This window comes from Leptolyngbya subtilissima AS-A7 (assembly GCF_039962255.1).
In the GTDB taxonomy this organism is placed as follows: domain Bacteria; phylum Cyanobacteriota; class Cyanobacteriia; order Phormidesmidales; family Phormidesmidaceae; genus Nodosilinea.
In genome coordinates this window covers 461,142-480,161 of the sequence record NZ_JAMPKY010000001.1, presented here as the reverse complement: position 1 = coordinate 480,161, position 19,020 = coordinate 461,142, and the positions used below count along the sequence as shown (strand labels likewise).

Genomic DNA, 19,020 nt, shown 5'->3' with positions numbered 1-19,020 from the left:
GAGCTGTATCTTTAAAGCATAGATATTAATCAGACTTTGGCAAAGGTTTTGGCTGACCAATTTAATCGTAGGGCACTCTGGCATCAACAAAATATTTCCTACTTATGGGTTTCAGTTGACTGGGCTTGACGCCAAATTCAGCTATAAGAGTTTAGGCCTTTAGCTAAACGAAAAAACATAAGGTAGATGGTAATTGTAGCTGACTGTGAACCAGAAGAGGATGCCTATTAGCTACACTCTTTTTGGAAACGCCGGGTGAAAATGCCTTGACGGGGGCTAAACAGCAGAGCTAGCAAGAACCCAGCAAATACCGTCAGACCGATCGCAGGCCCCGCTGGAATGTCTAAATAGTAGCTGCTGTACATGCCCACGATCCCAAAGAGTACTCCTAGAACTGCGCCTAGGATCATCATCCAGTGGAGTTCTTTGACCAGCAGATAGGCGGTGGCGGCAGGGCCAACCATGAGGGCCACAACCAAAATTACACCTACGGTTTTCATGCCAGCGATGATGGCTAGGGTTATACCGGTCATCAGACCGAGGTTGACGGCGTTGACGGGTAGTCCTAGGGCTTCAGCGCCAAGTGGGTCGAAGGTGAAGAACAGCAGTTCTTTGTAAAACAGGGCTACGCCTACCAGCACTAGTCCAGCGATCGCAGCAATTTGCCAGACATCACTAGGGCTGATGCTCAGGATATCGCCAAACAACAGCTGTTCTAGGGAAACACGGCTGCGAAACACCGTCAGCAGGGTGATGCCCAGGGAGAAAAAGGTGGAAAAGGTAATGGCCATTGCCGTATCGACTTTAATGCGGGACTGGCTGCGAATCCAGGTAATGACGGCGGTGCTAAACAGACCCATGGTAAACGCCCCCAGCAGGATGGGGAGGTTGAAAAAGCTGGCGATCGCTAGACCCGGCAGCACCCCATGGGCTACCACATCCCCGAGCATGGCCATGCGCTGCACAATCAGATAGGTGCCGACCACCGGGCACAAGATACCTACTAGCAGACTGGCCAGCAGCGCCTGACGCATAAAGTCGTAGTTGAGCGGGTCAAGCAGCCAGTTCATTAGGAGTTCTTGGGGTCGGTAGGCAGAGATGTCACTCTGGTAGCATTGTCGGCCAGGGTTTTCTGAGCTTTTAGGGTCTGGCGGCGATCGAGTAGGACTTGGGTAATGCCAGTGGCTAGCAAGGTGGCCACTACGCCATCATCAATCCAGCCCGCTACGGGAATAAAGTCGGGGGAAATGTCGATAGGGCTCAGCAGGTAGATGAGCGACGCACCCATGACGACCCAGCGGTAGCGGGGATGCTTCAGTAGGCCGCTGTAGAGACGACTAAAGAACGGAATTTTCATGGGGGAGGCGGAGAGAAGGGCTGGGACTCGTCACCGACTACTTTAATACAATCTCTTGGGCGATCGTCTAGGCGCTTTCTGCGGACAACCTCGCAGCGAAACTACTGTGGATTTCTGTTTCCTCTAGAGAGCGCAAAGCCTACGCCCTTTAAATTGTCCACCATTACCACCACTGTCAAGCTCAGCGATCGCGGTGCCCCCCCACCGCTGCAACGCCTGCACCGCAAAGTCGAAGCTGAGCAAGCCGCTCGAACGTTCCTGCGCGGAGGGTTGGCGATCCTCGTCGAAGGAAATGGGCACATGGAGGGCCAAGGTAAAGGCAGTCCTTTACCCAAAGGCCCACATCACTGGGTCAGTGGGTAGGTCGTCAGTCACGGTGCGACTAATGGCATCGATCGCCGCCAAATCGTCCGCAGAGAGCGCAATCGCCGCTGCCTTGGCATTTTCCACGGCCTGCTCCGTGTTGCGCGCTCCGACGATCGCTGTGGTCTGAGGCTGAGCAATCAGCCAGGCTAGGGCCAAATTCCCCAAGGTGGTGTTATAGCGATCGGCGATAGGACGCAGATTCTCTAAGGCAGCCTGGGCTTTGTCGTAAATTGGCGGCTGAAACAGCTTGTTTTTGCTGCGAATGTCTTCCTTTGGAAACTGGTGGTCGGGGCCAAACTTGCCGGTGAGCAACCCCTGAGCCAGGGATGAGTAGGAGAGGATCGTCAGGTTATGCTCCACGCAGTAGGGCAACAGCTCGGTTTCCACCCCACGCCAAAAGAGCGAGTAGGGCGGCTGAAGGCTATCAATGCGGCCGTACTGCGCGGCCTCTTCGATCTGTGCCTTGGAAAAGTTCGACACCCCGATCGCGCGAATTTTGCCCTGTTCCTTCAGCTGATTCAGCGCTTCCATAGTTTCACCAATGGGCACCACCTCGCTCTTAAATGCCCCCGACGGCCAGTGGATTTGGTAGAGGTCAATAACGTCGGTTTGCATACGCTGGAGAGACTTCTCGCAGGCCTCGAGCACCTGGTCAGCCTTGAGGTGGTTGGCGAAGACCTTGGTAGCTAGCACAACCTGGTCGCGCCGATCCGACAGCGCCTTGCCCACCAGCTCCTCAGAATAGCCGTTGCCGTAGACCTCCGCCGTGTCGAAGGTGGTTATCCCCGCATCCAGCGCTGCCTGCATCGCGTCAATCACATCCTGGTCTTCTATGCCGACCCAGCCGCTCTTACCCGCCTGCCAAGTACCAAAAATCAGCGGAGTGATTTCAATATCGGTGTTGCCCAACTTGCGAGTTTCCATGCTCAAGCGCCCATCCCTGGATTTAGCTACCTGCATGATAGCGCCGTTGCCACTGGCGCTCTTGATCGCGAGAGCAGAAGGTAGTACCCGTTTATTATTGAGGGGGTGTTGGGTGACAGGTAGGTGACAGTTACCGGATATCTTGTGAACGCTCGAAACCAAAAAGCCAATCATTCGCCCATCCACCCAGTTACCCGCCCACCCATCCACTCCCCATGCCTCCCCAACTGCGCCCCTATCAGGTTGACCTCATCAATGACCTCTACCGCAAGCTCAACGAGGGGCACAAGCGGGTAGCGATTATTGCCGGCACTGGAGCGGGCAAAACCGTGATTAGCGGACAAATCTGCGCCCATGCCGAGCGAGCAGGGAAGCGGCTAATGTTCTTAGTACATCTGGATGTGCTGGTGGGCCAAACTTACGAAAAGATGGAATCTTTTGGCCTGCACTGCGGCTTTATAAAAGCGGGTTGGGAAGAGAACCGCGACGCCCCAATTCAGATCGCCAGCATTCAAACCATGTCAAAGCGACAGTGGTGGAAGCAGTGGGTGCCCGATGTAGTGTTCTACGACGAGGGCCACATTACCCTGTTTAGCCAGGTGGGCAAAAAAGTGCTCAAAACCTTCCCCAATGCCGTGCACCTGGTGATGACCGCAACCCCCAAGCGCCTGGGCAAGGAGCAGCTGGGCGACGTTATGGATACCCTGGTGGCCTCGCCCGTGCCCAGTGACCTGCAACAGCGGGGCTTTTTAGCCCCAATGAAGTACTACAGCATGCCCCCCGACGGGGTCGTCAACCTGAAGGAAGTCAAGACCGTGCGGGGCGACTACGATGAGGTCGGGCTGAAGAATGCCTGTGATCGCCCCGAGCTGATCGAAAAAATTGTCCGCGAGTGGCAGCGCCTCTGCCCCGGCAAGCGCACGATCGCCTTTTGTGTGGATCTCGAGCACGCCCGCCACGTGGCCGATGCCTTTCGCGCGGCGGGCATTACTGCTGACACGGTAGAAGGGAGCACCCCGATCAAAGACCGCAAACGCATGTACAGCGACCTGCGGGAAGAAAAGATCCTGGTGCTCACCTCCTGCAATGTGATCAGCATCGGCTTTGACGAACCCAGCGTAGAGGTGGGGCTGATGCTGCGGCCCACCCAGTCGAGCGCCCTACACCTACAACAGATTGGCCGAGTGATGCGAATCTCGCCCCAGACGGGCAAGCAGTACGGCATCATTCTCGATCAGGCGGGCAATCTGGAGCGCCTGGGTTTTCCCGAAGACATCAAGGACTACAACCTGCCGGTACAGACCCAAAAGGACAGCGAGGGGGGCAATCCACCACCGACAAAGCCCTGCCCCCAGTGCGGGCGCATTGTGCTGTCGTTCATCGCCAAGTGCCCCGACTGCGGCCACCAGTGGATTAATGAGCGCCCGCTCAACCTGGAGGACATGGTGGAAATTTACTCCGCCGACCAGGCCCACCAGATCAACGACATTCCTACCCTGGTAGAGCTGTTTCACAGCCACCGCCGTCGCGCCTATATGCGTGGCAATGCGCCAACCTGGGCGGAGCGATCGTTCTGGGAGCACTGCGGTCGCAGGCCGAAAGATGCTTGGTGCTTGGGCTCGATCCTCGGCCCTCGGCCCACCCCTACACAGATGCTGGAGTATTTTGAATACCTGCAAAAAAGCGCCAAGCGCATCGGCAAACGCCAGGACTGGATTGTGCAAGAGTTTGAAAAAGAGTGCGGCCCCGGCAGCTTTCAACGAATGGCGAATCTACGCCAAGTTATTTAACGACGAACGTAGGGTGCATTCGCGCAGCAATGCACCACCTCTTGGCGTAGATTCTCTAGGTGCATTGTGCTTCGCACGAATGCACCCTACCAGAAAGCGCCAAGTGCATTGGCAAGCGCTAAGACTGGATCGTACTGGAGTTTGAGAAAGAGTGCGGCCCCGGAAGCTTTCAGCGGATGGTGACCCGCGTTAAGCGATTTAGCCAGGGCCTTTAGGGGTGAGTCTAGGCCAGCAGAATTTGGCCAGCGGCGTTGACCCCAGCCCCAGGGGTGAACTGGTCGTAGCCCAGCTTGGTCAGGGTGGCTTCTAAAGATGCGACGGCGGTGAGAATGTCGCGATCGCTCACAAAGCCCAGGTGCCCAATCCGAAAGATCTTGCCCTTCAGGTGGTCTTGGCCCCCAGCTAAGACAATGTCAAACTGCTTCTTCATCACCGAGCGAATTTGCTCCGCGTCTACCCCCTGGGGCATGACGGCAGTGATGGCTGGGCTAGCGCAGTCGTCGGCCCCAAACAGCGGCAGGTTGAGGGCAGCCATGGCGGCGCGGGTGGCTCGCTTCTGGCGATCGTGGCGAGCAAAGATCGCCTCTAGTCCCTCTTTCTGCATCATTTGCAAAGCCGCGTGCAGGGCAAAGAACAGGTTGACCGGGGGGGTAAACGGAGTCGTATTCTTAGCCGCCCCTTTGCTGTAGGGCTTGAGGTCGAGGTAGAACTTGGGCAATGTAGCCGTTTCGTAGGCTTCCCAAGCCTTGGCGCTGACGCTGACGAAGGCCAGCCCGGGAGGAATCATGTAGCCCTTTTGGGAACCTGAAGCCACCACATCTAGACCCCACTCGTCCACCGGTACCGAGATAGCTCCTAGGCTAGTCACCGCATCCAGCATGATTAGCGCGCCGTGGGCTTTGACATGGCTGTTTATAGTTTCCACATCGTTGAGCACCCCGGTAGAGGTTTCGCTGTGGGTAATAATTACCGCTTTAATATCTTTAGCGGTGTCGGTCTCTAGGGCTGCTTTGAAGTCGTCGGGGTTGAGGGGTTTGCCCCACTCAGCGGTAATTTCGTGGGTATCGAGGCCGTAGGCGCGGGCTACTTCGCCCCAGCGTTCGCCAAACTTGCCGTTGTTGCCCACCAGAACCTTATCGCCCGCGCTGAGGAAGTTGATAATGCCGGCTTCCATGGCCCCGGTGCCGCTGGAGCAGAGCACCAGCACGTCGTTTTTGGTCTGGTGCAGCCACTTGAGGTTTTCAGTCACCTCGCCCATCAGGGCGCTAAACTCTCCGCTACGGTGGCCCATGGGATGCTTGGCCATGGCCAACAGCACCTGCTCGGGTACCGGGGTCGGCCCCGGAATCATCAGCATCAACTTGTTATCCATGCCTTACTGCCCCAACTCTGCGATCGAAGAACAAACCTCCAGCTTACCAACAAGGGTTAGAGGGTGAGAATTTTCTTTTAGGTGTTGTAAGAAGTAGCCAACGTAGTTTGAATCAGCCGCTGGTTAGGGTAGCAAAACCTGGGCTTTCTGGAAAAAGGGCGGCTATCTTGATGGTGCAAAAGGTAGTCAGCATCCACGCACCACCTCGTAAAGCCAAACCTGGGCATGGGCGACCATATCTTTATCTCCCACTCCAGCAGAGACGACCCCACCGTGAAGCGACTGTGGGAAACGCTTGAGTTGCACGGCCAAACTACCTAGGTGGATTCCCGAGAACTGGCCGGCGGGGATGCGCTCCCCCCAGCATTGAAAAGGCCATCCGCACCGCCCGCCATTTTTTGGTGGTCGTCAGCCTGGATGCCCTAGGCTCGGCCTGAGTGCAAAAGAAAATTCGCCTGGCCTCGGAGGTGGCTCAGACCCGCACCGATGGCTATAAGGTGATTCCTGTGGTGCTGCCGGGGGTACAACGGGGCATCCTCAAGCCCTTCTTCCCCAGCGAACCGATCCACATTTTCGTTAAAGACAGCTCCAACGGCCTCACCGAGGCCATGCCGCAAATCTCGGCGGCCCTGAGGTTAGAGCTGCCTGCGGATTTGGTCACTGGCGGACCCGTTGCGGTTGAACCCGTGGAGGAATTGCTGCTGACGCTCAGCGATCCCATTATTACCGAGCAGGATGGCATTCGCCGCGCCACCATCACCGCCGAACTCACCTACATTTCTACCGATTGCAACCGTGACCATAGCCGCCGTATTACCAGCCGCTGCGACCACTTTACCTCGCCCCCGGGGCCGGTGGAACTGGAAGAAATTCGCTGGTATGTGGAGCGCTACTACTCTTGCCCGTGGGTTTTGGGGTTTCGCATTACGCTATGGGCTCAGGAGGCAAGGGTATGCTATTGGCAGGGCAGGCAGGTGGAGTCGCCACCGATGGTATCGTCCCTGGTCCAACGTTACGTCAACGACATTCCTATGAATTTTTCTGCCTTTAACCGTCCCCTATTCTTGGCCGCCAATTATCCCCCTCATAGGGCCTGGAAGTTCTGCTTCCTCTGGGTTGGCTTGACGGTTTTAGGCTGCGGATTAGCCGTAATCAGCGTCCCTGCTGAGCAAAACCTAATCATTCCCTATGTTCTAGGAGCTGTAGTCGGTCTCTTGCAGGGTTCAATGCTGCGTTTGGGGGCTTCGGGAACAGTGCGATGGACTCTGGCCACGATGTTAGGGGTGGTCCTGAGCAGAATGGTGCGGCCTTATGTTGCCTTTCACAGCAGTTTAATCATGAGTGGAGCTGTTGGGGGCCTGATAATCGGTGGTATTCAGGGGCTAGTCTTTTATACCCAGATTCCTGGTATGGCCTGGTGGGTTTTAATTCAAGTCATTAGCGGTGCGGTTAGTTGGGGGCTGGGCTGGTTTATTTTGGGTTCTGTTACCCGAGCTATCGGCCATACAACCACCGGGTTGATTTTGACGAGCTCTGTTGCGATCGCCACGATGTGGGGTATTTCTGCCACCATGACAGCTATGGTGATGTATCGGTTGCTGGCTCTACGCCATGGCCGCTGTACGCCGTTGCCACCTCCTGAATCATGATGGGTTCCAGAGCTTCTTCCAACTAGTTAGTTAGTTCTGGGGATTGCAAAAACATACAGCTACTCTGGGTCCAGTCTTTCCTGAATTATTTGCAGGAGACGTCGTAATGGGCTGCCCAACGCCGGGCCGGTGAATCCATTTACGCCTGACCCACAATCGCATCAGTTAACCGCTCCAATTCTTCCTCCAGCGTATTGGCGGGCATGGTTTCCCCAGCCTGCCGATACCAGTAACGGGCGTTGCCGTTGTCTCCCTCGACCCGATGTAGGTAGGCGTGAATCAGGCAGGAGTTGCGATCGTAGTAGGGCTGCACGAGGTTGTGAGCAGCATCCCACTGCCCTGCTTTAGCTAAGGCTAACGCTCTAGCATGGTCACAGGTCATAACATGTCCTCCTTCCTCGGTTACGACGACGCGGCGGCAGTGTTGCGCTTGATTACGGCGATCGCTCCAGTGAAACCACAAATGCCTGGTGCTCTGGCGACTGAATACCGTTAACACCTGAGCCATATCTCCCTGTAGGATGGCGTTCGCCGCTAACCAAAGCCTCGGAAACTGACGGCTGCGAATCACCCCATCATCATCCACTGGCAACGGCTGATAATCACCATCGTTGAGCGCATATCGGTCAATTTTGTTTTCAAACACCTGCCAAACCAGGTACTCTGCCACCCCGTTGCGCCAATAGGCCTGCTTTTTATCGCCCTGGTCAATGGCCGCACTGCTGACGGTAATCTCAATCACCAGTTTCGGCGAACCTTCTAAGTAGCCATCTTTACTGAGTCGAGCCTGTCCGCCCGTCAATTTATCCATCACAAATACAATATCGGGCTGAGGCTCGTTATCTAGATCAATGCGCACTGTGGGTTCAATGCCTGAGCGAGTGCCGGAGGTAAAGGCCACATAGGTACCCAGCCGAGTATCTAATCGGCTGTGAAGCTCGGCGTGCTGTTGAAACCGCAGGGGCGAGGCCACATAGACGACTCCTTCGACCAGCTCGGCTTTGGTAACGGCAGCGGCGGCATGGCGCGCTCAAACTCAGGGCGGATGAGCGGTCGCCACTTTCCAATGGCGGTACCCGATACGCTGAAGCCTGGGGAAAGCTAAGCTGAGAAGCTATCATGGCAATAGCCTTGAGCCAGTGGATCTTATGATGGTCTCCTCCTACAAGACATCGAGCAACCACCGTAGGTAAGCATGAGCTAGCGATCGCCACAGTTGCAAAAACTCGGTACCAATGGATGACTCTCCCCCCCTCACCCTTCAGCAATTGACGGCACAGCCCATCACCCCAGAGAGCTTTGCACCCTTTGGTCAGGTGATCTTCCCCAGTGCCGACGGCGCTACCTTCGGCCCTAGCGATGCCCAGCTCAAGCTCGATCGCGGCATTCCCCACTTTTACATCATGACCCTAGAGGCCAAGGGCACCCGGTTTCGCACTATTACTCGGCACCAACGTTGTACCCAGTGCCTAGGAGCACTGGAGGGCAAAGATTGGTTTATGGCAGTCGCTCCACCGGGGAAGGCTGAGCAGCCCGACCCGAGTAAAATCCGCGCCTTTCACATTCCCGGCAACTGCTTTATCAAGCTAGAGGTAGGCACTTGGCACGCAGGGCCTTACTTTACCGATGCCGCCATCAGCTTCTACAACTTAGAGCTGAGCGACACCAACATTACTGACCACCAAACCTGTAGTTTGGCCCAGGATTTTGGGCTGGAGTTTGAGATTGTCGGTGGAGAGTGGATGAGTTAATGGGTAACTCGCGAAGCGCTCCGTTCCGGAATTGCAGCCTCTACTCCCTCGGCTAATAGCGGCGGCAGCACATAGGCTGTGGCCTGCTTGATGGCGGGCGATCGCAGCCCGTAGGGCACCTTGCCGTTAGCGGCAGCGGCGTACTGGCGACAAAACTCTGCCAAGTCGGAGGCTGACTGGCTGGGCAAAAGGTCATTGAAGATAAAGGTCAGCTTGCCGGGGGCGCTGAGGGCAGCGTTGCAGGCGCGATCGCAAGCAGCCATGCAGCGCACCGGCTGAAGGGTGATTTCGCCCGAACCGGTTTCGGCGGCTAGGCAGTTCGTTAGCTGGTCGATCAGGTGCTGCCCTCCAGGGGTATCGCCCACGCCAGACTCAGCGGCGGGGAATTTACACAGGGCGCAGACAAATAAAGTTGGTTGGGTCATTGGGTTCAAACAGATAGGTGAATAGGATTTGCCAGCCAGCCTCGAAGCTTGGGAGACCGACAAAACCGAGAAATTAAGATTTGGGAGTGACGGTAAACTCGGCCTGGCGATTCCAGGACAGATCGCTTCGCGAATCGCCCATCTGGCGAGAGCACTCCGGCGGTGGCACCGCCCACGCCTTTAGGCAGCTCACATAGGGGCGCGAGTCTCCAATCAAGAGCAAGATCGCATCCTGGGCGGGGTCGTAGGTCGCTATGGCCTCGGCTAGAGCAGGCAATTGATCAGCTGGCAGACCGAGGTCGTGACAGCAGGCAGCTACGACACCTGCGGCCACAAAACGGGCAGTGTAGGGCACCGCTGTGCGTCTCCAGTCCACCGTGGCGGTGCTAGCGTGAACCTCGCACAGCATCATGCCTCGGCCCTGCTGCAAAAACCCCTGCCAGGCGAGGTGACCTATGGGCAGCCAATATTCGCGAATAAACAGCGGCTGCCAATCGCTACAGCCCTGCCACACGCTGTCATCTATGCGCACAGCCACCACCGGCGATCGCTTGGGGCCTGGTGCAGCAGCAAAAAATATCGCCCAGGGCTACAGCGCCCTAGAGCAAACCAAAAACTATTTATAGTCATCTGTACCTCGCAGATGGAAATAACAGTGGGCATCCATCGGCGGGCATTCTGACTTGGAGAATTTTAAGGTCTAGACGTTGGAGAAGTGTCAATCCAAAATCCGAACTCTAAAATCGCCTCACAGCTGCGGGACAGTGGCAGATTTTCGCTGCGCTTTCCCCGTTTCCTTCAGCGGCTGACCCCCGCTAAAACCGACAGAGCTGCATCCTAACACCTTAGGGACGAAGCATCTGCAACAAATCGTTGCAACTTAGAGCTCAAAACTATCATCCATCAACGCTACCGCTTCTGAGGGGCAGGGCGACGGCGGTAGGCGTCCATATAAACCACGTTCTCTCCCGCGCGGTGGTCACCGTGGCCGGCCAACAATCCTGATGCTTTGACCTGCTGAGCCAGATCTACTGTCAGAGTTGAGCCTGCCTCTGGAGGCACTAGAATCTGCTTGAAACTGACTTTGATTTCGGTACCAGGAGCCCAGTCTTGCTGGCGCACCCAGCAGCGATCGCGCTCACACCGCACTACTACAAAATCGGGTACGTGGTCGTCTTGACCCTTAAGGCGAACCCGTGATCCTAGACAAATCGTTAAGGAAGCCATAGCGCTGCACCTGAGATAGGCTAGCCGTTATAGATTCAACAGTAGTTCATTTGAACTGAGCTTTGAATGGAGAATTCACAAAAAATTAATTTTATTGGTTTCATTTTAAGGGATGTTTCTCTTCTTTGGGGTTAACGACTGGCAATCGAGGTTTAAAGCTAGATCTAGCCTGTCAAGTTTGTTACATCTTTAGGACTGGTGTGCTGTGGCAGACTAAAGAGGTCGTCGGCTTTGGTTGTCTATGCCCCCTCAGACCACCTCTTTATCGCTGGCTGCGGCGCTACGGCAGCGCCGCGATCGCCTAGCTGAGCTTCATCCAGGGCCAGTGGTGCTGTGGTCGGGGCAGGCAGTGTCGCGCAACTTTCCGGCCAACACCTATCCCTTTCGGGCCAACAGCCATTTTTTGTACTTTGCGGGCCTGCCCCTGGCCAATGCTGCCCTTCATCTTGAAGGGGGAAGGCTGACGCTGTTTATGGATGAGACCTCCACCGAAGCGGCTCTGTGGCACGGGCCAAGCCCTAGTCGAGACGCGATCGCCGCTGATATCGGAGCCGACGCCGCCTATCCTTATCAAGACCTAGACGCCTATTTAGGCGAAGCGGCGACCCTTTCCGCCCAAACCACCGCCGCAGAACGTCGCAGAGCTTTGGTCGAAGCCCTGGTGGCCCTGCGATTGCACCACGATGACTACGCCCTTGACCAAATCAAACAGGCGGCGGCGGTCTCCGTCGCCGCCCACAAAGCCGGTATGGTTGCCACTCCGGGGGCAACCACTGAGGCCCAGGTGCGGGCCGCCATGGAGCAGGTGATTATAGGCCAGGGCATGACCTGCGCCTACAACAGCATTGTCACCGTCCACGGCGAAGTGCTCCACAATGAGCAGTACCACCATGCCCTGGCTCCGGGCGATCTGCTGCTAGCCGACGTAGGGGCCGAGGCCCCTAGTGGCTGGGCTTCGGACATTACTCGCACCTGGCCTGTATCTGGCCAATTCACCGCCCCCCAGCGGGATATATACAACCTGGTGCTGGTCGCCCACGATGCCTGCATTGCCGCCGCTCGCCCTGGGATTGAGTACCGAGATCTACACCTGCTAGCCTGCCGCACCCTGGCGGCGGGGTTAGTCGATCTGGGGATTCTGAGGGGAAACCCTGATGCTTTGGTCGAGCGGGATGTGCACGCCCTATTTTTTCCCCATGGGGTGGGGCATCTGCTGGGGCTAGATGTGCACGATATGGAAGATTTAGGGGATATGGCGGGCTATGAGCCAGGTCGCTCTCGCAGCGATCGCTTTGGGCTCAAATTTCTTCGCCTAGACCGGTCCTTAGCGGCCAACATGGTAGTCACCATCGAACCCGGCTTTTACCAAGTACCCGGTATTCTCGCTCTGGCGCGGCAGTCGGGCCAGTACGACGATGCCATTAACTGGGACCGTCTCAAGGCCTTTGACGGGGTACGCGGTATCCGCATTGAAGATGACGTGCAAATCAACTCAACGGGTTGCACTGTTTTAACTGCCGCCCTTCCTACCCGCGCTGATGCTGTAGAAGATCTGGTTAGCAGAGCCTAAGGAGCTTTTTCTACCCACTCCAAGCTGGAGTTTACAAAGTCTTAGCTTTTGCTAGACCGCTCATCTCTCTGCGGGCTGATATGATCTCAGTGAGCAGTTTTTAACCATTTCTTATGGATTCTGTAGACCTCGCGCCACAGGCTCAGCCAAACCTACGGGTTGGCTTAGGGCGGGTACTCATCGTCGAAGATGAAGAATTGATTCGAGAAACATTGGCCTTTGGGTTGGCCGAGGAAGGATTTGATGTTCTCGTTGCCGAAGATGGTTTGACTGCTCTCGATATGCTGGGCGGCACATCGGTGTCGAGCCGCACCGACCGACCCGAAGTCAACCTGGTGGTACTCGACCTCATGCTGCCCGGCATGAATGGACTTGACCTCTGCCGTCTGCTGCGCCACCAGGGCATCGACGTGCCCATTTTAGTGCTCAGTGCTAAGGGTACCGAAACCGATCGCGTGGTGGGGCTCGAAATTGGTGCCGACGACTACTTAAGCAAGCCCTTCGGCATGCGGGAACTGGTTGCCCGGTGCCGGGCACTGCTGCGCCGACAGCGTGGCAAAGCTAGTGTTGAGAAAGATAACGTGCTCCGATTTGAAGACATCATGCTCCATCCCCAGGAGTGCCGTGTCTTTTTGAAGGGCGAAGAAGTTAACCTTTCCCCCAAAGAATTTCGAATTCTGGAACTGTTTATGAGCCAACCCCGGCGAGTATGGTCGCGGGATCAGATTATCGACCAGGTTTGGGGGCACGATTTTATGGGCGACAACAAAACCGTAGACGTGCACATTCGTTGGATTCGTGAAAAGCTGGAGGTTGACCCTAGCCACCCGCAGTACCTGAAAACCGTGCGTGGCTTTGGTTATCGTCTGGGCTAAGGGCTGTCAAAACCCGTTGCCAGGGGCTATGTTAATCCCTGCGGAGTGCCTACTTCACAAGACTTTAACTTCAGCAACAAATAAACCGAGTCCTTAAATTGTCGTTTAGGCTTAAGGGGCAGGAGCGAAAGTCGGCTGCGTGCCAAGGCTGAGAGCGTGGCCGTAGGCTGTGATGTTTGACCTGTCAGCCGCTCTAACCCTGGTAGAACGCTATGCCGCTCACCATTTTAATTGCCGAAGACGACGAGGGCACTCGCCTTGCGTTGTGCGATTATTTAGAGCTTGAAGGCTATTCTGTACTGATGGCCAGCCACGGCGAGATGGCGCTGAGCCAGGTGTTTAGCCACCAACCCCAGCTCATCATTACCGACATCGGCATGCCCGGTCTCGATGGATTTACGTTGGTGCAAAAGGTGCGGCAGTATCCGGCTTTTCGGCTGCTGCCAGTGATTTTCCTCACCGCCCACAATCAGACCCAAGACCGAATTCGAGGCTACCAGCTTGGCTGTGACCTCTACTTGCCCAAACCTTTTGAGCTGAAAGAAATCGGAGCGATCGTGCGCAATTTGCTGGAGCGATCGCAGCTGATTCAGTCGGCATGGATTCAGCAGGTGGCTCTTAGTACTGCTCAGCAGCGTGCCCTTCAGTCGAGCGAAGTCAGCGAAGCGGTTGAGCCTTGGACCCCTGACCCAATCGACATGGTGGCTGAATTTACTGCTCGGGAACAGGATGTGCTGACGCTGCTATCGGACGGGCTATCGAATGCTCAAATAGGCGATCGCTTATTTTTAAGCCCCCGCACCGTCGAAAAGTATGTCAGCAGTCTGCTGCGCAAAACCGAGACCAGCAACCGTTCTGAGCTGCTGCGGTTTGCCATTAGCCACCACCTGGTGCCCTAGCCATCAACCGTTCAGAACAACCGCGCCTAGTCTCGATCAAAGCAATAGCCCGGCTACCTGACTTGGGCCCAAGCCGCTCGACTCGGTGAATCACCATGGCGCAATTGTGGATGACAGTAGTTTTTAGTCTGGCGTTAGTGCCCTTAAGCGCCTGCCAACTTCAGGAGGCGCTGCCCGAGGCACAGCCGTCGGAGCCCAGCACTGCCGCTGAAACACCGGCTACCGCAGCGCCCGATGCGCCCGGCGAGGATTTTGACAAGCTGGTGATTCCGGGCGAGCGAGTGGGGCCGGTTACGGCCCAAACGAGCCGCGCCGATTTAGCTAGTTTCTATGGTGAGGCTGCCCTGAGCGATCGCCCCATCTCCCTAGGGGAAGGCAGCACAGAGGTGGGCACAGTGGTCAATCCTGGTACTGACCAACAGTTTGCCGTGGTGTGGGCTGACGACGCTCAAAGTCGGCCCCGGCTCATCAAAGACTTTGGCCAAGCCTGGCAAACCCCAGAGGGGTTAGGGGTGGGTGCGCCCTACGCTGAGGTTCAAGCAGTGCTGGGCGACTTCGACCTCTACGGCTTTGCCTGGGACTACGGCGGCACAATTGTGCTGGAAGACACTACCCTAGCCCAGTACGACGACATCCTATGGCTGCGCCTAGCCCCCTCAGACGCAGCTATAGCAGCACATCTCGAAGCCTACGAGGCCACGATGGGTGACGAGATATTTGCTAGCAGTGACCCGAACTTAACGGTGCTCGAGCCGTCGGTGTACGAAATGGTCGTGTCGTTCGACGTCGCCCCCTAGCCTGTCAGGCTGCTACGGGTGGGGTAGCGGCGCAGCTGGCTAAAAAAGCTAGAAGAGTTAAAGCTGCGCGGATCCATGCGGTTGCCGGAGCGATCGACCGCTTGGTGGGTGGTAATCCGGCTGTCGGGAATGGTGGTCTGAGCCAGCAGCCAGGCTAGGGAATCATATTGAGCTTGGGTATAGCCGCTGTGGCTCCGGCGGTTGTTGAAGCCATCGCCGGGCGTCTCCAAAGACACATGGTAGGCAAAATTGTTCACCGAGGGGGGAAACGCCGCATTGGTGCGCACCGCCTCTGGGCCATTAGGGCCATTGAACACGGAGTTGCCGGCTCCAAAAGCCCGTTTTTCAGGCGGCACGATGTAGTAGACCGTGCCATCGCGGCCAATTAGGGCATGGTAGCTGACCTGGTCTTGGTCGCGCGGGTGCCGCGTCCGGAATAGGTTAAGGGCACTTTGAGCCGAGCCCACGGTTTCGTGCAGCACGGCAATGAAGTCGTTGTGCACGACTTGGCCATTGATGTCGGTGAGAAAGCGATCGCCGTAGTTAGTAGGGTCGGCCAGGGCCGTCACCTGGCGGGGCGGAGCCGCCTGAGCCAGCTCTGGGGCCGCAAAATCAGTTGGCTCCGGCTGAGCGGCTTTGAGCGGCTGAAGCGTTGCCGCCGCCGTGGTTTGCATAGGTGGCAAACCTCTCACAGTGAGCATAGGTTCTAGGGGGCCTGCCGCGCGGGCTGAACCAAACCCTAAGCTCAACAGCGCCACTAGCACCCCCCCTAACCCTATCCAAATCCAGCGACGAGCCACGGCAACCTCCGGGTGCATTGTCAGACTATTTTGTAGCGCGAAATGGGCCCAATGAACCCTCATCCTGCGATGAAACCCCTGAACCAACGTGAAATCGTCAAGAAGCCCAGCGATCGAGGGCCCGCTGCCCTCCCCAGCGAGCGACGATTTCGTCGTCGTAGCTATCGGCAATGCGAATCACGGTGGCAACGGAGTGATTTAGATCGAGGCGATCGCAGGTTTCACCCACCAGACTGTGCTCAAACACAATGTCATCCTCAGCATCGTAGGCAAAGCGGCCAAAGTAGATGCCGTTGTTTTCCCGCAGCAGGTAGTAGCTCAACTCAGGGGTGAGGTCAATCGCAGTTACTACATAGGCTCGCGTAGTAATCAGCGTTTCATAGTCGTGCCAGGGCACCACGCGAGTCGAGGCCACCGCCGACCCCAAATTCACAATGAAGAGGGGTTCATCCTCAAATACCACCAGCGCTTCGCCAAACAGCTCATGCATCCAGGGCAAAATTCGATGGTAAACCGCCTCCTGGCCAGGGGTTTTAAACTCCATACAACACTCTTAGAGGAACGAACAGCAGAACCTTAGCCGTCAACTAAAGCCCTAACAGATTAGCCCTAGAACGAACCCAAGGAAAAGCAGCATTCCAATTGTCTCACTCTTGCTTTAACGTCAGCTCGCGTTCGCTGCCTATTCGCAGCTCAGCCGTTTGGCAACACCGCTAGCGCACCACGACCCTAGCAGATTCAAATCTATCCATTTACTCAGTAGCCCCGTGCTCTCTGCCAGTCGGGAATTTCAGCCGCTCTAAGCCAAAGCCCATCGCAAACCACAGCGCCCTCTACTCCGAATCTGAAACGTCAGAATTAAGGGTGACCCTTGCAGTAGGCTTTGGATAGGTCCTCTGTCCTTATCTATAGCGCCCCCTCGTTGTTTCTATGGCCTGCATTATCTTCACTGACCTCGACGGCACCCTGCTCAATGGCGAAACCTACGCTTACCAGGCGGCCTTGCCCACCCTAGCCAAGCTTGCTGACCAAGGCATTCCGGTGGTACCGGTCACGAGCAAAACCCGTCAAGAGGTCGCCCAACTGCGGCAGGATGTCGGCCTGCGCGATCCATTCGTGGTGGAAAACGGCAGCGCCATCTACATTCCCACCGACTACACAGACTTTGCCCTACCGCCAGGCGACGATGTTGATGGCTACCGGATACTGCAACTGGGCTGCAACTACGTCACCGCTCGCGCTGGTTTGAAGGCGATCGCCCAGGATCTCGGTCGCCCCCTCAAAGGCTTCGGCGATTGGACTGTAGACCAGGTGGTGCAGCTCACCGGGCTATCCCCCGAAGAGGCCAAGCAAGCCAAGGCCAGGGAGTTTACGGAACCCTTTATGACTCCTAAAAATGTGCCCGCTGACCAGCTGCGTGAGGCGGTAGAAGCTATGGGGTTTCGAGTTGTGATTGGCGATCGCTTCTCCCATCTGATTGGCAGCGATGCAGGCAAAGGCCGGGCCGTACACCAGTTGGTGAAGCTCTACCAAGCCAGCAGTTCCAAGGCCTTGCCCATCACTACTATTGGGCTAGGCAACAGCCCCAACGACCTCGACATGTTAGAGAACGTCGATTATCCGGTTGTACTGCCCAGCGCCCACGGTCCCCATCCTCAGCTAGCTAATCGCGGTTGGCAGGTCGCCCCAGCGCCAGCGCCTGAGGGGTGGGCGATCGCCGTAGAAGCCGCTGTAGCAGCGGTAGTGGCCTAGCTATAGGCCAGCCCTGGCGCTGACACCACAGGTTTTTGAAGCTCTTGTAAATCTGATGGGGCGAAGTTAGTGGAATTGGACAGGGTTCGCTAAGGTACCTACTGCGGGCGTTGGCCCCGACGCAGGACGACCTGGCGATCTGGGCAATCTAGCAGCACCGATTAAGTCAAACACGTTGGGTAGTTATGAATGTAAGTCTAGGCGACCTGATCACGGTCATGCTCGCGGTTTTGCCGCTGCTGCTGCTGACCACCTCAGCCTTTTTTGCCCTCGAGTGCCTGATGGCCTTGGGCAAAGCCCAGTCGTCTGCCACCCCCTCTACCCTGCCTGCCGACCTTTCCCTAGCGGTGCTGGTGCCCGCCCACAACGAGGCTGAAGGCATTGCCACCACCTTAGCTACTATTCTTCCCCAGCTGCGTCCTAGCGATCGCCTGCTGGTTATTGCCGACAACTGCACCGATGCTACCGCTGAGGCCGCCCGTCAAGCGGGGGCCACCGTGATCGAGCGCCACAACGTTAACCAGCGCGGCAAGGGTTATGCCCTCGACTTTGGCCTCAGCCATCTCGTGGCTAATCCACCCGACATTGTTGTTTTTGTCGATGCCGATTGCGACCTACAGCCCCACAGCTTAGCCGCTCTAGCAATCCAGGCCCAGCACAGCCAGCGCCCGGTTCAAGCTGTCTATTTAATGGAAAAGCCCCCCAGCCCTGGGCTTAAAGACGGCATTTCAGCCTTTGCCTTTAAGGTCAAAAACTGGGTGCGTCCCCTCGGGCTATACCGGCTGGGGCAGCCGTGTCTGCTGACCGGTACCGGTATCGCCATGCCTTGGGACGCCGCCATCGCGGTCAATGTCGCCAGTGGTCACATCGTCGAAGACATGAAGCTCGGCCTCGATTTGGCGCTGGCTGGCTATGGACCTCAGTTTTGCCAAAGCGCCTGGGTGACCAGCCGTCTACCCAGCGGCAATCAAGCCGCCACGACCCAACGCACCCGCTGGGAGCATGGTCATTTGCAGATGTTGAGCGAGTACGTGCCCAAGCTGCTGGGTCAGGCCCTGCGCCAGGGGCGCGTTGACCTCCTCGCTCTGGCCCTAGAGCTGGCGGTACTGCCGATTTCGCTACAAGTCATGGTGACTTTGGCGATCGCAGCTCTCTGCCTAGTGGCGGCCCTAGCTGGGTTGAGCTGGCTGCCCGCCTACATAGCCCTAGGGGCAGTTCTTGCCCTCAGCACCGGGGTTAGCCTAGCCTGGGCAGGCTACGGACGCAGCGATCTCTCCCTTAAGGATCTGCTAACGGTGCCGCTCTACGTGCTCAACAAAATTCCTCTGTACTTCAAATTTCTGGTCAAACCTGAAAAAACCTGGGTACGCACCGAGCGCGACGGGTAGCGTTTTACCGTTGCAGTAGTCTTCCTCAACCACTAAGGCTGATGTGATTTTGGGCAGGTTTTAGCTGTCATTGGTAGC

General features: G+C 56.6%; 21 protein-coding genes and 1 riboswitch. Of the genes, 11 read left to right on the top strand and 10 right to left on the bottom strand.

From position 1 onward, the window contains the following. Positions 1 to 227: 227 nt before the first annotated feature. Positions 228 to 1,070 carry a metal ABC transporter permease gene (locus NC979_RS02230; protein WP_190523319.1) on the bottom strand — a complete coding sequence of 281 codons (843 nt, stop codon included), beginning with the start codon at positions 1,068 to 1,070 and terminating at the stop codon, positions 228 to 230. Further along, positions 1,070 to 1,357, bottom strand: a complete 288-nt coding sequence (locus NC979_RS02225) for a YkvA family protein (RefSeq protein ID WP_190523317.1) — start codon at positions 1,355 to 1,357, stop codon at positions 1,070 to 1,072. The genes NC979_RS02230 and NC979_RS02225 overlap by 1 nt, the downstream gene beginning before the upstream one ends. Positions 1,358 to 1,510: 153 nt before the next feature. Between NC979_RS02225 and NC979_RS02220 the strand changes: the two genes are divergently transcribed. After that, a complete protein-coding gene (locus tag NC979_RS02220; protein WP_190523316.1) occupies positions 1,511 to 1,720 on the top strand; it encodes a hypothetical protein in 210 nt (69 codons plus the stop codon). On the opposite strand, the gene NC979_RS02215 is transcribed toward NC979_RS02220, so the two are convergent. Next, positions 1,685 to 2,647, bottom strand: coding sequence for an aldo/keto reductase (locus NC979_RS02215; protein WP_190523315.1), 963 nt, complete (start codon positions 2,645 to 2,647; stop codon positions 1,685 to 1,687). The genes NC979_RS02220 and NC979_RS02215 overlap by 36 nt on opposite strands. A gap of 215 nt (positions 2,648 to 2,862) precedes the next feature. On the opposite strand from NC979_RS02215, the gene NC979_RS02210 reads away from it, so the two are divergent. Beyond that, entirely contained in the window at positions 2,863 to 4,437 is a 1,575-nt protein-coding gene (locus NC979_RS02210) for a DEAD/DEAH box helicase (RefSeq protein ID WP_190523314.1), read from the top strand. Between the two features lie 223 nt (positions 4,438 to 4,660). Here the strand turns inward: NC979_RS02210 and NC979_RS02205 are convergent, their stop codons facing one another. Beyond that, the gene (locus NC979_RS02205; RefSeq protein ID WP_190523313.1) at positions 4,661 to 5,809 is read right to left on the bottom strand and encodes a pyridoxal-phosphate-dependent aminotransferase family protein; all 1,149 of its coding nucleotides are present in this window, start codon (positions 5,807 to 5,809) and stop codon (positions 4,661 to 4,663) included. Between the two features lie 437 nt (positions 5,810 to 6,246). Here NC979_RS02205 and NC979_RS02200 point away from each other — a divergent pair, with 437 nt between their 5' ends. Beyond that, positions 6,247 to 7,458: a hypothetical protein gene (locus NC979_RS02200; protein WP_190523311.1), complete on the top strand. Its 1,212-nt coding sequence runs from the start codon at positions 6,247 to 6,249 to the stop codon at positions 7,456 to 7,458. 139 nt (positions 7,459 to 7,597) lie between these two features. On the opposite strand, the gene NC979_RS02195 is transcribed toward NC979_RS02200, so the two are convergent. Next, the gene (locus tag NC979_RS02195) at positions 7,598 to 8,431 is read right to left on the bottom strand and encodes a Uma2 family endonuclease (protein WP_347403981.1); all 834 of its coding nucleotides are present in this window, start codon (positions 8,429 to 8,431) and stop codon (positions 7,598 to 7,600) included. On the opposite strand from NC979_RS02195, the gene NC979_RS02190 reads away from it, so the two are divergent. Beyond that, entirely contained in the window at positions 8,402 to 8,563 is a 162-nt protein-coding gene (locus NC979_RS02190; RefSeq protein ID WP_242024178.1) for a hypothetical protein, read from the top strand. The genes NC979_RS02195 and NC979_RS02190 overlap by 30 nt on opposite strands. A 130-nt stretch (positions 8,564 to 8,693) precedes the next feature. Further along, positions 8,694 to 9,209, top strand: a complete 516-nt coding sequence (locus tag NC979_RS02185) for an ureidoglycolate lyase (RefSeq protein WP_190523307.1) — start codon at positions 8,694 to 8,696, stop codon at positions 9,207 to 9,209. On the opposite strand, the gene NC979_RS02180 is transcribed toward NC979_RS02185, so the two are convergent. The 3 genes from NC979_RS02180 to NC979_RS02170 all read right to left on the bottom strand — a co-directional run bounded on the left by NC979_RS02180 (position 9,206) and on the right by NC979_RS02170 (position 10,861). Continuing rightward, positions 9,206 to 9,634, bottom strand: coding sequence for a DUF1636 domain-containing protein (locus NC979_RS02180; RefSeq protein ID WP_242024177.1), 429 nt, complete (start codon positions 9,632 to 9,634; stop codon positions 9,206 to 9,208). The genes NC979_RS02185 and NC979_RS02180 overlap by 4 nt on opposite strands. Positions 9,635 to 9,707: 73 nt before the next feature. Beyond that, entirely contained in the window at positions 9,708 to 10,166 is a 459-nt protein-coding gene (locus NC979_RS02175) for a hypothetical protein (protein ID WP_206755278.1), read from the bottom strand. Between the two features lie 119 nt (positions 10,167 to 10,285). Next, positions 10,286 to 10,475, bottom strand: a riboswitch (cobalamin riboswitch). Between the two features lie 68 nt (positions 10,476 to 10,543). Continuing rightward, positions 10,544 to 10,861 (bottom strand): hypothetical protein, encoded by a 318-nt coding sequence (locus NC979_RS02170; protein ID WP_190524570.1) that lies wholly within the window; start codon positions 10,859 to 10,861, stop codon positions 10,544 to 10,546. Positions 10,862 to 11,102: 241 nt separating this feature from the next. On the opposite strand from NC979_RS02170, the gene NC979_RS02165 reads away from it, so the two are divergent. From NC979_RS02165 to NC979_RS02150, 4 genes are all read left to right on the top strand, one after another. Then, the gene (locus tag NC979_RS02165; RefSeq protein ID WP_190523303.1) at positions 11,103 to 12,431 is read left to right on the top strand and encodes an aminopeptidase P family protein; all 1,329 of its coding nucleotides are present in this window, start codon (positions 11,103 to 11,105) and stop codon (positions 12,429 to 12,431) included. A gap of 113 nt (positions 12,432 to 12,544) precedes the next feature. Continuing rightward, complete coding sequence (locus NC979_RS02160; RefSeq protein WP_190523301.1) at positions 12,545 to 13,306, top strand: response regulator transcription factor; 762 nt, start codon at positions 12,545 to 12,547, stop codon at positions 13,304 to 13,306. Positions 13,307 to 13,518: 212 nt separating this feature from the next. After that, positions 13,519 to 14,205: a response regulator transcription factor gene (locus tag NC979_RS02155; protein WP_190523299.1), complete on the top strand. Its 687-nt coding sequence runs from the start codon at positions 13,519 to 13,521 to the stop codon at positions 14,203 to 14,205. Between the two features lie 95 nt (positions 14,206 to 14,300). Continuing rightward, positions 14,301 to 15,002, top strand: coding sequence for a hypothetical protein (locus tag NC979_RS02150; RefSeq protein WP_206755277.1), 702 nt, complete (start codon positions 14,301 to 14,303; stop codon positions 15,000 to 15,002). Here the strand turns inward: NC979_RS02150 and NC979_RS02145 are convergent. Together NC979_RS02145 and NC979_RS02140 are read right to left on the bottom strand one after the other, a co-directional pair. Beyond that, positions 14,999 to 15,802 carry a peptidoglycan recognition protein family protein gene (locus NC979_RS02145; RefSeq protein ID WP_347403980.1) on the bottom strand — a complete coding sequence of 268 codons (804 nt, stop codon included), beginning with the start codon at positions 15,800 to 15,802 and terminating at the stop codon, positions 14,999 to 15,001. The genes NC979_RS02150 and NC979_RS02145 overlap by 4 nt on opposite strands. Before the next feature lie 97 nt (positions 15,803 to 15,899). After that, positions 15,900 to 16,346: a T3SS (YopN, CesT) and YbjN peptide-binding chaperone 1 gene (locus tag NC979_RS02140; RefSeq protein WP_190523293.1), complete on the bottom strand. Its 447-nt coding sequence runs from the start codon at positions 16,344 to 16,346 to the stop codon at positions 15,900 to 15,902. A gap of 386 nt (positions 16,347 to 16,732) precedes the next feature. Between NC979_RS02140 and NC979_RS02135 the strand changes: the two genes are divergently transcribed. Continuing rightward, complete coding sequence (locus tag NC979_RS02135) at positions 16,733 to 17,554, top strand: HAD-IIB family hydrolase (RefSeq protein ID WP_190523291.1); 822 nt, start codon at positions 16,733 to 16,735, stop codon at positions 17,552 to 17,554. 185 nt (positions 17,555 to 17,739) lie between these two features. After that, a complete protein-coding gene (locus tag NC979_RS02130) occupies positions 17,740 to 18,942 on the top strand; it encodes a glycosyltransferase family 2 protein (RefSeq protein WP_190523275.1) in 1,203 nt (400 codons plus the stop codon). Positions 18,943 to 19,020 lie beyond the last annotated feature (78 nt).